This is a genomic window from Halovenus carboxidivorans (assembly GCF_009831575.1).
GTDB lineage: Archaea > Halobacteriota > Halobacteria > Halobacteriales > Haloarculaceae > Halovenus > Halovenus carboxidivorans.
Map to the genome: position 1 here is coordinate 1,021,078 of NZ_WUUT01000001.1, position 12,328 is coordinate 1,033,405.

Below are 12,328 nucleotides of genomic sequence, written 5' to 3' on the forward strand. Positions count from 1 at the left end.
CTCAGATGTCAGAAACGGAGTCTATCACGGTGTTTCTCCCCGGCCTCCACGGCGGCGGTGCCGAGAAGATGATGCTCGACCTCTCCAGCGAGTTCGTCGACAGGGGACTGGATGTCGACCTCGTCGTCGCGAGCAGGGAGGGGAAGTTCCTCGACAAGGTCCCCGAGAAAGTTGATCTAATTGACCTCGACGCGCCAGAACCGCCCGGGTACGGACTTCTCGGAGCACTCCCCGGACTGATCTCTCACCTCAGAGATCGTTGTCCAGATGCCGTTCTCTCGGCGCTGAACCGCGCGAACATCGTCGCTGTCCTCGCCACGCGACTCTCTCAGGTCGATGCGCGGGTCGTCGTCAGCGAGCGTAACCACCTGTCGACGTACCTCGATCACGCGATGCGGCGGGAGCAACTCGCCCTTCCGCGACTGATCAGAGCAGTCTACCCATACGCGGACGACGTGGTGGCCATCTCCGAAGGCGTCGCCGACGATCTCGCCGAAACGGCAGGACTGGACCGAGAGTCGATAACCGTCGTCTACAACCCCGCGATGACACCCGAGATTCGCGGGATGTACGACGAACCCGTCGAGTATCCGTGGTTCGGAGACGACCTACCAGTGATCATCGGCGTCGGTAGTCTGACCGAACAGAAGGACTTCCCGACTCTACTCCGTGCGGTTGCCCACCTCCGCGAGGAGCGTCCCTGTCGACTCGTCATCTGCGGCGAGGGCGAGAAACGGCCAGAACTGGAAGCACTGGTCGAGGAACTCGGTCTGGACGACATCGTCGACCTGCCCGGGTTCGTCGACAATCCCTACGCGATGATGAACCAGGCTGATGTCTTCGCACTCTCCTCGAAGTGGGAGGGGTTTGGCAACGTCATCGTCGAGGCACTCGGTTGCGGGTGCCCAGTCGTCTCAACTGATTGTCCGAGCGGACCGGCAGAAATTCTCTCCGGTGGGAAACACGGGGAGTTAGTCCCTGTCGGTGATCCACGTGCGCTCGCCAGTGGTATCGCCGCCCAACTGGATGACCCACCGAATGCACGGGAGTTACAGGAACGCGCGGACGACTTCGCCGTCGATACCATCGCTCGAGAGTACCTGACTGTCCTGCTAGACCGCTAACCGCTCGTATGAGAACGTCCACGGCAACGTTGTCGATACTATTGAGTGAGCGCTGTACCGGTGTGTCTCGTCAAGGATTGTGAGTGAGACAACTGAATCAGCAGCCACTCCCCCTGTCGGGGTTGTTCGGCACGGCGAGGCCGAAATGGTCGCTCCAAGCTTTCGCCTCCGGCACAACACGACAGAGGAACCGACCGTAGCCTGAACCTACTATTTATAAGCCGCTGGTTCAAACGTAATCGCCAGTATGCCAGAAGTCTCACCGTCGATACTTGCGTCTGATCTCTCCAATCTGGCGGAAGTCCTGTCAGCGGTCGAGACTGCCGATAGACTCCACATCGACATCATGGACGGTCACTTCGTTCCGAACATCTCGATGGGCTTTCCGATCGTCGAGTCTCTCCAAGGTCACACCCCCCTTCCGATAGACCTCCACATGATGGTGGCGAACCCTCTCGAGTTGATTGATCGGGTGTCGACGCTCGATATCGATAGTGCAACCATTCACGTCGAGGCGATCGAGGACGTGAGCGCCTTCAAGCGACGCGCGGAGACAGCGGGGATCACCACCGGACTGGCGATCAATCCGGAGACGGATATCGATGGGCTTGGCCCACAACTGTCGGAGATCAACCGGATCACGGTCATGGGCGTGACGCCGGGATTCACCGGGCAGACGTTCCAACCGGAGGTCCTCGAGAAAGTGGAATTGCTCGACGAGACGTTCGACGGTCGGATCGAGGTGGACGGAGGGATAACGCTCGAAACCGCGAGACAGTGCGTCGGAGCAGGCGCCGATATTCTGGTCTCCGGGTCGACGATTTTCCAGAGCGACGACGAGGTGAAGACCATCGACGCACTGCGTACCGTTTCGGCGGAAGAGCCTCAAGCGAGACGGCGAACATGAAGGTGCTAGCACACAGAGGCGACCACAGAACCGCCCCGGAGAACACACTGGCTGCGTTCAGGAGTGCACTTCGGGACGGGTTCGGCCTGGAAACCGACCTGCGTCTGACCGATGACGACTCTCTCGTTCTCCTCCACGACAGGAACCTACGAAGGGTGAGCGATGTCGACGCGACCGTCGATCAACTCTCTCTGGACGAACTGAAAACAGTAGAGGTTGGTCCCTCGGCCAACCCCCACGTGGTACCCACACTACCCGAACTCCTCGAAATATTCGTTGCCGAGGCGACACCGTCGGCGGAACTCGCCCTGCATCTCAAGGCTGTTGACAACGAAACAGCGGCTTTGCGCGTTGTCGAGACCCTCGAACGGTGGGCCCGCCGGACCGACCGTGACCTGCTGGAACAGATAGTCGTATTCGACGTGACGGTCAACATAGCGAGAGCAATCAAGCGCGCGAATCCGTCGATTCGGGTCGGTCTCTCTATCGGCGAGTCCGATCACTTTCCGGACGAAGAACACCCAACGATCTATCCCTTCGAGGCTGTTGGAGAACTTGACTGCTGGGACGTCGCCTGGGCTGACGAGTGGACCGGGTCACTGTACACGGACGGCTTCTTTCGAGAACTTCGCGAGAAGGACAAAACGGTTATTAGTGTCTCTCCTGAACTGCATGCAAACACGGATCCGCGTCACCCGAAAGCCGACTCCCCGGCCGACATCTGGCAAACCCTGGAACGACTCGGTGTCGACGGTGTCTGTACGGACTTTCCGGAACGGATATCAGAGCGACAATGAGTGACTCCAACACCTGCTATCTGGTCGTCAATCTCGGACTTCGAAGTAATAGAGTGATAGCGTTCGACGCCGATGGAACGAAACTGGACGAGGCGTCGGAACAAATCGAGACTCGGGTCTCGGCGGCCAGAGTCGAACAGGACCCTGACGAGTGGTAGCGTTCGACTCGAACTCTCGTGAAGGCTACCGACCCCACAGTCCGGAAACGTGTCGGATACCTGACCGTGACCAGTTCGTCCTGTAATTTAGTCTGTACGGACAGCGCCGGCGAACCGGTGTGCGACTCGTTGCTGGTCAGCGACAAACGAAGCAAAAGACAGGCTGACCGCCTTGCCCAAGACGACAGCCTCGCCGAACTGTTCACGAACAGCAACTTCTCAGCGTCTGCAAGCTATATGTTCCCGAAAATCTGCTGGCTGTCGGAGCACGAGCCAACCGTCTTCGCCGAGACGGAGACGTTCGGGTCATCGAACAGTTTCCTGACCAGACGGTTCACTGGACGGTCGGTAACCGACTACCTCGACGCCGAGAAGTTCTATTACGACCGCGACGCGGGGTATCCCGACGAACTGCTCGACCGACTCGGACTCGACAGCGAACAGCTCCCCGACGTGGTGCAAGTCGGAACTGACATCGGTCCCATAGACGATTCCGTCGCCGACGAACTCGGTCTCCCATCCGATATCCGGTTCGTCGTCACCACCTACGACGCCCTGGCCGCGTTCTGGGGGTCGGGTCCGACCGAGGAGGGAGACGGTACGAACGTCTGTGGGACGTGCTCGTCACTAAGGACGGCGATGCCGGGGACAGCTAGCCTCGATCTGTCTGGGAGCACGATCAAAGCCCAGCGGTTCGCTCGCCCGGATATCCTCGCTGTCGGCGGGTCGAACAGCATCGAAGGCGGTCTACTGGAGTGGGTCAAATCCACGCTCTATCCCGACGAGAAGCAGGGCGAAGAACTGTTTGACACGATGGAGGCGGAGGCCAGGGAAAGTTCTCTCGGCGCGGGTGGCGTGGTCTTTCTGCCGTATCTGCTCGGGGAACGCGCGCCCTTCGACGACCCGGATGCCCGCGGCATGTTCTTCGGACTGGAGCGGAAACACGGCCGCGAAGACCTCGTCCGCGCCGTGTTCGAGAGCATCGGATTCTTGACTCGCCACATGGTCTCGGAGATAGAGCGTTCGAACGCCACCGTCGAGACGTTGGAAGCCGCGGGTGGGTTGACCCGGCGCAACTTCGCGTGCCAGATCAAAGCCGACGTGACAGGCAAGCCCGTGTTGCTCGTCGAAGAACTGGAGAACACGGCGCTCGGGTGCATGATCATCACGGCGAGTCAGGCGCGAGAGGAAGACATGCAGTCTATCGCGAACGAGGTTGTCGACTACAGCCGCCGGTTCGAACCCGACCCCGACCGTCACGAGAAGTACAGCGAACTGTACGACCTCTTCCGGGAACTGTACGAGTCCAACAAGGAGAATTTCAAGCGACGAGCGGACCTCATCGAACGACTGGACGAGGACGAGACCGGAAGCGACAGACAACTGTAGTCTCGGCCCCGCGTGGCGACCCCGACAAACCTTTTTGTCGAGTTGAGCGATATGCGCACACATGGATGTCATAGTGCCGATTGCAGCGATCGATCCCGCGTTCAACTCGGGTGGGTACGAACGGCCCAAGCCGTTCGTCGAGGTGCGGGGCAAGCCGATGATCGAGTGGGCAACTGCGCCCGTCGAGTGGGTTGATCCCGAATCGTTCATTTTTGTCGTGTTGCAGCAGCACGTCGACGAGTTCGCTATCGACGTGAAACCCCGAGATCGCTACGGAGATGCGATCACGGTGGTGAGACTCGACGGGATGACTGACGGCGCGGCAGAGACTGTTCTGGCGGCGAGAGCCCATCTCTCTGCGGAGCCACTGATCGTACTGTTCGGAGACCAGTACATCCAAGCGCCGGTCCGTCGTGTCCTTGAACAGACCGATGCTGATGGGACTATCGCGACGTTCAACTCGACGGATCCGGGGTACAGTTACGCGCGGACCGACAACGGGAGAGTGACAGAGGTGGCGGAGAAGGAAGTCATCTCCTCGAATGCGACGGCCGGCCTCTACTACTTCGAGAGAGGGACGGATTTCGTCGAAGGAGCCGAACGAATGATCGAGAAGAATATCCGCACGAACGGCCTTTTTTATGTTTGTCCGGTATACAACCAGTTGATTGAGATGGGAAAACGCATAGAGGTGTTCGAGGTAGACGAGATGTGGAGTCTCGGTGATCCAACTGCAGTCGAACGGTTCGAGCAAGCGGAGGTCCGGTAACGATGCGGGCGATAATGCCGGTTGCGGGGCTCGGATCCCGGTTCGCGACGGTGGGTATCTCGAAACCGAAACCACTCATCGAGGTCGGAGACAAACCGATGGTCAGGTGGGCCGCCGACTCGATACCCTTCGTCGACGATGAGGAGTTCGTGTTCGTCGCCAGACAGGCCCACGTGGACGAGTACGACATCGATGATCGGCTCAGGGAGATATTCACGCCGGCTATCGATGTCGTCGCTATCGACTACCTGACCGAGGGACCGGCGTGTACAGCGGCACTAGCGAGGGAACACGTCGACGACGAGGAGTCGGTCATCGTGACCGATTCGGATCACTACTTCGAGAGCGAGCAATACCGAAAGTTACTCACGAGCGACCGCGAAGGCGTCCGCGGCGCTATCCCGGTGTTCAAGGCCGACGATGACGGACTGAGTTACTCAGCAGTCGACGAGGAGATGCACATTCAACGAGTGGCCGAGAAAGATCCCATCTCCCGGTACGCAAACATCGGCGCGTACTACTTCGACGAGTTCGGGGAGTTCCGGTCGGCACTCGAAATAGTACAGAAGCGGGAAGAGACGGTGAACAACGAGTACTACGTCGCGCCACTCTACAACGAATTCGTCGATGGTGACGGGGACATCGTTGCGTGTGAGTGCGAGACAGTCTGGAGTTTAGGGACACCCGACGCAGTCGAGCGGTTCGAATCGGAGTATCTCAATTCACGTCGAGAAGCGTAGCGTCTCCATCCTCCTCAGTCGAGATACGGTAAATCTGGTCGGCAGAAGGGGTGAATGAGGCGGCGGTTTCGTCGGAGACACCCTCGAAGTGTTTTTTCATGTTTCGGAGCACTCCGAGATGGGTCACGACCCCGACGGTATCGTAGTCAGATTCGCGGAGACCGGTATAGAAGTCAACAACACGGTCGTATATGTCTGCATAGCTCTGTCCGCTGACGCCCTCGTGCTCTCCGGGGTGTTCGAAGTTGTACTTGTCTGCGGTTCGGCGCTCCCAGACCGCGGTATCGGCGAATTCGGATTTGTACCGCCCCTCCCAGTCACCGTAGCAGATCTCTTTGAGGTCCGGGTCGACTCTAATGTCGACTCTGAGTTCCTGCGCGACGAGTTTTGCCGTGTCGAGTGCACGTTTTAACGGGCTGGAAATGAGGACATCGACATCTGTTCTGCTGAGTGTCTCGGCCACGTTGTTGGCGTGGCGTTTCCCCGTATCCGTGAGCGGTGTGTCGATGTGTCCTTGGAGTTGACCTGCAGCGTTGGCCTCAGTCTGACCGTGTCGGATAACGTAAATTTTCATCGGTCTACGTACAGTAACAAGCCGGATGCAGTTGGATAAATCATTCTGTCCGAGGGCTGTGCAATGTCGCAGTACGGCCCTCTGTCGAGGATGTCACAGCTGTGTGGGTTCGTGGCGTTGTTTGTGAACGAGGACAGCCCCGAACCGCTGAAGGTGGGCGTTTCGAGTTGTGGAACAGTGACGGACCAGTGAGATACATTTATCCACACATCCGTCCAACTTCCCCTGTATGAAAGCGGTCTCAATTTCGCTCTACGACAAGTTCGTCGATCTCTCGATACTGGTAGACGTGATACGGCACAACTGGGAGGGCGACTATTACATTTCTGTCTGTTCGAACCGCGGTGTTCAGATAAGGATTGAAGAGTGAGGCGAGGCGTTTTTTGAGTGCTTATGCCAGAAAACGCCCGCCTCAGCGGTAGTATCGGCCAGTTCGACTTAGATTTTGTGGAGCGAGAAGCAACCCCACGACTGTTGATGAAGCTCAGTATTCAACTCCATCTTGCTGGATTATCATTATCTAATACTGTTTCAATTCTCGAAATATTTGGTGTTGAACGCGCACGATCCACCGTCCATAACTGGGTTCATAAGGCTGATTTACAGCCCACAGATGGACACGATCCGAATCACGTTGCAGGTTTCGTTCTCGGAAAACGGAACCTACTCGCACGCAGCCCATCCGATCCCTCTCGATTCCGATGTGGGGTGTTTTGGCGACGATGACTGGAGCCGAGCCTGTATTCTCGAGCGAGCTATCCACGCCAACGGAGGGATCACATACGACGGACCCACAAATCCGTTTTTAGAGAGTGAATACAGTTATATCCACATCTGGGAGGAGGGATTCTTCCGACCGATTACTGAGGAACGGGAAGACGGGACTGTCCGGTACGGACTTGCGCCCGTCTCGACAGAGGAGGCCCTCGAAGACGTTGCAACGCCGTTGGAACGGACCGAACGTGGCGTCCGAACCGCTATCGAGACCGGGACTTACGAGACGTCCGACGAACTCTCGGGCGCTAACGAACTCGTGCAGGCCGATAATACCTACTATGTCGTCTACGCAACGGCAGTTCACGAGAGGCAAGGAACAGAGCGGAGGCGAGCAGTTGTCGTACTGCAGTGGGTGCTCGGAATCGCTGGTGCACTGCTGATTCTCCGCGGACAACGGCACCGCGTCGAACGATAATCACTCAGAAGGGCCGACCAGTTGGACCGCACCCCCAGTACCCGGTGGGTGCCGTGAGCTGACTCCCCATGGAGGCATAGGCTGCTACCGACGGGGTGGGAGTTGTATCGCGTTCCGGCAGACAATCTCTGGGTCCTGTGCGGCGATTCTGAGAACGCTCCACTGGATAGGACAGTACGACACGCATTGCACCGCCTACGTTGAGCAGTCACCCACGGATACTGGCCGTTCCGCGAGAGTGCTCGCATTAGTGACACAGTCGCGTCGTTCCGCATTCGGCGCGGCGACCGAAAGGTATCGATAGCGCAGAAGACGGTCAGAGAAAGCCGGATTCAGACGACCGAGCTACTCGACGTAGTCGATGTCGTCGCCCATCTGCTTGGCGGCCTGTTCGCGTTCGGCTTCGCTTTTGCCGTAGATCTGTGGGCTCTCGACGCCCGTGACGACGATCATCGTCTCCATCTTGCCCTCGAACTCCTGGTTGACCGACGCACCCCAGATGATCCGTGCGTCGGGGTCGATCCGGTCGTAAATCTCCTCGACGACGCCCTCGGCTTCCTCGATGGACATGTCCGGGCCACCGACGACGTTGACCAGCGCGGAGTTCGCGCCGTCGAACTCCACGTCCAGAAGCGGCGACCGGAGCGCGGAGCGGATCGAGTCCTGGGCCTTGTTCTCGGAGTCGGACTCGCCGAGACCGATCATGGCGACGCCGCCGTTTTCCATGATCGTCCGCACGTCCGCGAAGTCGACGTTGACGAGGCCGGGTTTGGTGATCAGTTCGGTCATCCCCTTGACCGAGCGCATCAGCACGCGGTCACAGATCTTGAAGGCGTCCTGCAGCGGCATCGACGGTGCGTAATCGAGCAGGCGGTCGTTCGGAACGACGATGACGGTATCGGAGACGGAGCGGAGGCGTTCGAGACCGGCGTCGGCGTTCGCGCGGCGGCGCTCACCCTCGGCGGTGAACGGAATCGTGACGATGGAGATGGTCAGCGCGCCGGCGTCCTGTGCGGCCTGAGCGACCACGGGCGCGGCACCGGTGCCGGTCCCGCCGCCGAGGCCGGCCGTGACGAAGACCATATCGGAGCCGTCGATGGACTGCTGGATGTCCTCGATGTTCTCCTGTGCGGCTTCCTCACCGATTTTCGGGACCGAACCTGCGCCGCGGCCGCCGGTCCGCTTGCGGCCGATCAGAATCTTCGTGTCCGCCTGCACCTCGTCCGCGAGGTGCTGTGCGTCGGTGTTTGCCGCGACCAGTTTCGCCCCGTGGATTCCCTCTTCCATCATCCGCGTGACGGTGTTCCCCCCGGCACCGCCGCAGCCGACGACCGTGATCTTCGTTTCGAGATCTTTGACGACCGATGCCAGTTCGTCGTCGGTCATCTGCCCCGACGTCGAGGGCTGTTCGTCGGTCGTTCCCGAGTCCTGTTCTGGGGGGTCGTCGGCCTCCGCAGATTCTTCTTCCGCCTCGTCGATCGCATCGTCGATGATGGAATCCATAGTTTGAACGCGCATAACAGGGGAGTTCTTATATGTTTTCCCCATTGTCTGACGGTTGTCAGACGGGAGGGCGCCCGAGTCGATACGCGTTTATCTGTCGGCACCCCAGGATGGCACCATGCGAGTGACCTTCCTCGGGACGAGCGGAGCGGTACCCACGACAGAACGCAATCCGACGGCGCTGCTCGTCGAGCGCGAGGGAGATCGACTGCTGTTCGACTGCGGCGAGGGAACCCAGCGGCAGATGATGCGCTTCGAGACCGGGTTCGACGTCGGCCACATCTTCGTTAGCCACCTGCACGGCGATCACGTCCTCGGGCTTGCGGGACTGCTCCAGACGTGGGATTTCAACGAGCGCGATAGACCGCTCGCCGTGCACGCGCCGGCGGGCACCCGCTCGCGCGTCGAGCAACTGATCGCACCGACCGGCGAACAGCCCTCCTATCCGGTCCGGATTCACCAGGTCGAGGCCGGCGAGACCGTCCTCGACCGCGAGGAGTACGAGGTCCGCGCGGTCGACGTCGAGCACCGGACCACCGCCGTCGGTTACGCGCTGATCGAGGACGACCGCAAGGGTCGGTTCGACCGGGAGAAAGCCGAGACCGAACTCGGTCTCGAACCCGGCCCGAAGTACTCGAAACTCCACCGCGGCGAACCCGTCGAACACGAGGGCCGAACGATCCACCCAGAGGAGGTCGTCGGCCCGCCCCGGCCCGGCCGGACGGTCGTCTACACCGGGGACACCCGGCCGACGGAGTCGGTGATCGACGCCGCCGACGGGGCCGATCTGTTGATCCACGACGGCACCTTCGGCGACGAACACCACGACCGTGCCGAGAAGACCGCCCACTCGACGGCCCGCGAGGCCGCGACGGTCGCTCGCGAGGCCGGTGCGAAACGCCTCGCGCTGACGCATCTCTCGACGCGGTACACCGGGCGAGGGTGGCAACTCGAAGAGCAGGCCGAGGAAGTCTTCGACGGCCGGGTGTTCATGGCCGACGACGGGATGCGCGTCGAGGTGCCGTACCCCGACAGCGACCGGGAGTTCACCGTCGAGATGCTCGATCGGGCGGGCTGACTCCTACCGCTGATCTCGGTCTGTGCGGATCGAGACGAGTGATCACACTCCGTGTCCGACCCGCCACCCGCTCGATACGAACGCGGCAGACCGGCGGTCGCGTCGAAAAGCGTGGTACTCGCGTTCGAGAGTCGACTCGGTCAGAAGAGCCGCGCTGCTCAGTTCGTCGGTTCGACCCACTCCCCGGCCCAGTCTTCGAGGGTATCCATGACCGGACAGAGCGCGTCGCCTTTCTCTGTGAGGCTGTAGTAGGTCGCGATCGGCTGTTCCTCGACGCGACGGTCGACCAGTCCGACGTCTTCGAGATCGTCGAGCACCCGCGAGAGCGTCCGGGAACTGGCTCCGGTCGACCGCTTCAGTTCGTTGAACCGCTTTTCGCCCTCCTGGAGGTCGTGCAGAATAACGAGTCGCCACTGCGAACCGATCTGTTCGACCGCCTGTACGACCGGACACGCACCCTCGTTTTTCTCTTCGATAGTCTCCTCACGGGATGTAGCCTGCTGTGACATAGTAACGTTGTGATACCTACTTGTTCACCGCAGAATAAATGGGTTCCGAAACGAACCAGGTGTCGGAACGGCACTGCGAGACGGTCAGCCTCTTGTGTCGGCGGCCGGACGGGGAGAGTATGACCACGGACTGGGAGGTGCTCGTCCCGATGGAGATCGATCCCGTCGGACCGGAGTCGATCGCGGATTTCGCGACCTGTACCGGGATGGCGGAGTACGGAAGCCACGAGGCCGCGCTCGAGGATATCGACCGCTACGACGCCGCCGTCGTTCGGGTCGCGCAGTTCGACGAGTCGGTCATCGAGCGGGCGGACAACCTGAAAGTGATCTCGAAACACGGCAGCGGGCTGGACAACGTCGACATCGATGCCGCCTCCAATCGAGGAATTGTCGTCTGTAACACGCCGGGTGCGAACGCCCGGGCGGTCGCGGAACACGCCGTCGCGCTGACCTTCGGGCTGGCGCGGAACCTCCGGACCGGGGACCGACACGTCCGGTCGGGCGGCTGGGACCGGTCGGCGTTCACCGGGATGGAGCTCCGAGGGAAGACGCTGGGAATCTACGGCTTCGGCAGCATCGGCCGCGAGGTGCGGGAGATAGCCGAGGGGATCGGACTCTCGGTGAGCGTCTACGATCCGCACAAGGCCGAGGGTGCGCTGCCCGACAGCGTGACGCGAGCCGAGACGCTACCGGGGCTGTTCGAGCGCTCGGACGTGGTGAGTGTCCACGCGCCGCTGACCGAGGAGACGAGCGGGTCGGTATCCGCCGAAGAACTGCGGGCGCTGGGTCCCGACGGGCTCGTTATCAACACCGCACGGGGAGCGATCATCGACGAGGAGGCCCTCGTCGACGCGCTCGACGCGGGGAGAATCGGCGGGGCTGGGCTGGACACGTTCGCCGACGAGCCGCCAGCGAGCGACCACCCGCTGTTCGACCGGGACGACGTGCTCGTGAGTCCCCACGTCGGGGCCAACAGCCACGCCGCGCTCCGGGAGATGAGTCTCCGCTCGACGGGGAACGTGCGGACCGTCTACGAGGGCGGGCTTCCGGAATCGACGGTGAACGCCGACAGACTCACACGGACGGGCGAGTAACCGTGACGTGAAGATGTGCGCGGCGCTGACGATCCGACGGTACGAGCCGGCGGACGCGGAGGCGGTGTGGGAGCTACACGAGCGCGCGCTGCGGAACTCGCCGCTGACGTTCGTCGAGAACGCGCCGGCGGACGAGGATCTCACCGCGATCAGCGAGCGGTACCTCGACGCAGGCGGGGAATTTCTCGTCGGTCTCGTAGATTCGAGTATCGTCGCATCCGGTGGCTTTCAGCCCCGAGCGGGGGAGACCGCAGAACTCAGGCGGATGCGCGTCGACCCGGCTCACCAGGGCAACGGCTACGGGGGGGAGATGCTCGACGCGCTCGAAGACCGTGCCCGCGAGGCGGGGATCAGACGGCTGGTACTGTCGACGAACGAACAACTAAAAGCGGCACGGAGCCTGTACGAGTCACACGGTTACACCGAACTCGATAGCGCGGCGACCGAGGCGGAGATGGTCGGCTACGAGAAGCGGCTCTGAACGCACCGGGGAC

Annotated in this window: 15 protein-coding genes and 1 pseudogene; 13 read left to right on the plus strand and 3 right to left on the minus strand. The window is 60.9% G+C overall.

Annotation, left to right across the window (positions count from 1 at the left end):
- Positions 1–5: 5 nt before the first annotated feature.
- From GRX03_RS05140 to GRX03_RS05170, 7 genes are all read left to right on the plus strand, one after another.
- Positions 6–1,124: a glycosyltransferase gene (locus GRX03_RS05140; RefSeq protein ID WP_159763074.1), complete on the plus strand. Its 1,119-nt coding sequence runs from the start codon at positions 6–8 to the stop codon at positions 1,122–1,124.
- A gap of 247 nt (positions 1,125–1,371) precedes the next feature.
- Positions 1,372–2,031, plus strand: coding sequence for a ribulose-phosphate 3-epimerase (locus tag GRX03_RS05145; RefSeq protein WP_159763075.1), 660 nt, complete (start codon positions 1,372–1,374; stop codon positions 2,029–2,031).
- On the plus strand, positions 2,028–2,828 hold the full coding sequence (locus GRX03_RS05150) for a glycerophosphodiester phosphodiesterase (RefSeq protein ID WP_159763076.1): 801 nt from the start codon (positions 2,028–2,030) through the stop codon (positions 2,826–2,828). Before GRX03_RS05145 ends, GRX03_RS05150 begins: the two co-directional genes overlap by 4 nt.
- Positions 2,825–2,986: a hypothetical protein gene (locus tag GRX03_RS05155; RefSeq protein ID WP_159763077.1), complete on the plus strand. Its 162-nt coding sequence runs from the start codon at positions 2,825–2,827 to the stop codon at positions 2,984–2,986. Before GRX03_RS05150 ends, GRX03_RS05155 begins: the two co-directional genes overlap by 4 nt.
- 18 nt (positions 2,987–3,004) lie before the next feature.
- Positions 3,005–4,375 carry an FGGY-family carbohydrate kinase gene (locus GRX03_RS17020; RefSeq protein WP_368278014.1) on the plus strand — a complete coding sequence of 457 codons (1,371 nt, stop codon included), beginning with the start codon at positions 3,005–3,007 and terminating at the stop codon, positions 4,373–4,375.
- Positions 4,376–4,436: 61 nt separating this feature from the next.
- Complete coding sequence (locus tag GRX03_RS05165) at positions 4,437–5,144, plus strand: glycosyltransferase family 2 protein (protein ID WP_267902757.1); 708 nt, start codon at positions 4,437–4,439, stop codon at positions 5,142–5,144.
- A 2-nt stretch (positions 5,145–5,146) separates the two neighbouring features.
- Positions 5,147–5,884 carry a glycosyltransferase family 2 protein gene (locus GRX03_RS05170; RefSeq protein WP_159763080.1) on the plus strand — a complete coding sequence of 246 codons (738 nt, stop codon included), beginning with the start codon at positions 5,147–5,149 and terminating at the stop codon, positions 5,882–5,884.
- On the opposite strand, the gene GRX03_RS05175 is transcribed toward GRX03_RS05170, so the two are convergent.
- On the minus strand, positions 5,862–6,458 hold the full coding sequence (locus tag GRX03_RS05175; protein ID WP_159763081.1) for a histidine phosphatase family protein: 597 nt from the start codon (positions 6,456–6,458) through the stop codon (positions 5,862–5,864). The two genes, GRX03_RS05170 and GRX03_RS05175, sit on opposite strands and share 23 nt — an antisense overlap.
- Before the next feature lie 229 nt (positions 6,459–6,687).
- Between GRX03_RS05175 and GRX03_RS05180 the strand changes: the two genes are divergently transcribed.
- The 3 genes and pseudogenes from GRX03_RS05180 (at position 6,688) to GRX03_RS05190 (ending at position 7,650) form a co-directional block, all read left to right on the plus strand.
- Entirely contained in the window at positions 6,688–6,828 is a 141-nt protein-coding gene (locus GRX03_RS05180) for a hypothetical protein (protein WP_159763082.1), read from the plus strand.
- Between the two features lie 23 nt (positions 6,829–6,851).
- Positions 6,852–7,097: pseudogene (locus tag GRX03_RS05185) on the plus strand (IS6 family transposase); the annotation flags it as partial.
- Entirely contained in the window at positions 7,009–7,650 is a 642-nt protein-coding gene (locus GRX03_RS05190; RefSeq protein WP_201289188.1) for a hypothetical protein, read from the plus strand. The pseudogene GRX03_RS05185 and the gene GRX03_RS05190, both read left to right, overlap by 89 nt.
- Positions 7,651–7,995: 345 nt before the next feature.
- Here the strand turns inward: GRX03_RS05190 and ftsZ are convergent, their stop codons facing one another.
- Entirely contained in the window at positions 7,996–9,153 is a 1,158-nt protein-coding gene (ftsZ, locus tag GRX03_RS05195; protein ID WP_159763083.1) for a cell division protein FtsZ, read from the minus strand.
- A 118-nt stretch (positions 9,154–9,271) separates the two neighbouring features.
- Here ftsZ and rnz point away from each other — a divergent pair, with 118 nt between their 5' ends.
- The gene (gene rnz / locus GRX03_RS05200; protein WP_159763084.1) at positions 9,272–10,231 is read left to right on the plus strand and encodes a ribonuclease Z; all 960 of its coding nucleotides are present in this window, start codon (positions 9,272–9,274) and stop codon (positions 10,229–10,231) included.
- 158 nt (positions 10,232–10,389) lie between these two features.
- On the opposite strand, the gene GRX03_RS05205 is transcribed toward rnz, so the two are convergent.
- A complete protein-coding gene (locus GRX03_RS05205; RefSeq protein ID WP_159763085.1) occupies positions 10,390–10,740 on the minus strand; it encodes a winged helix-turn-helix transcriptional regulator in 351 nt (116 codons plus the stop codon).
- Positions 10,741–10,859: 119 nt separating this feature from the next.
- On the opposite strand from GRX03_RS05205, the gene GRX03_RS05210 reads away from it, so the two are divergent.
- Both GRX03_RS05210 and GRX03_RS05215 read left to right on the plus strand, forming a co-directional pair.
- Complete coding sequence (locus tag GRX03_RS05210) at positions 10,860–11,834, plus strand: hydroxyacid dehydrogenase (RefSeq protein WP_159763086.1); 975 nt, start codon at positions 10,860–10,862, stop codon at positions 11,832–11,834.
- A 13-nt stretch (positions 11,835–11,847) separates the two neighbouring features.
- Positions 11,848–12,315, plus strand: coding sequence for a GNAT family N-acetyltransferase (locus GRX03_RS05215; protein ID WP_233739840.1), 468 nt, complete (start codon positions 11,848–11,850; stop codon positions 12,313–12,315).
- The last annotated feature ends 13 nt before the right edge of the window (positions 12,316–12,328 follow it).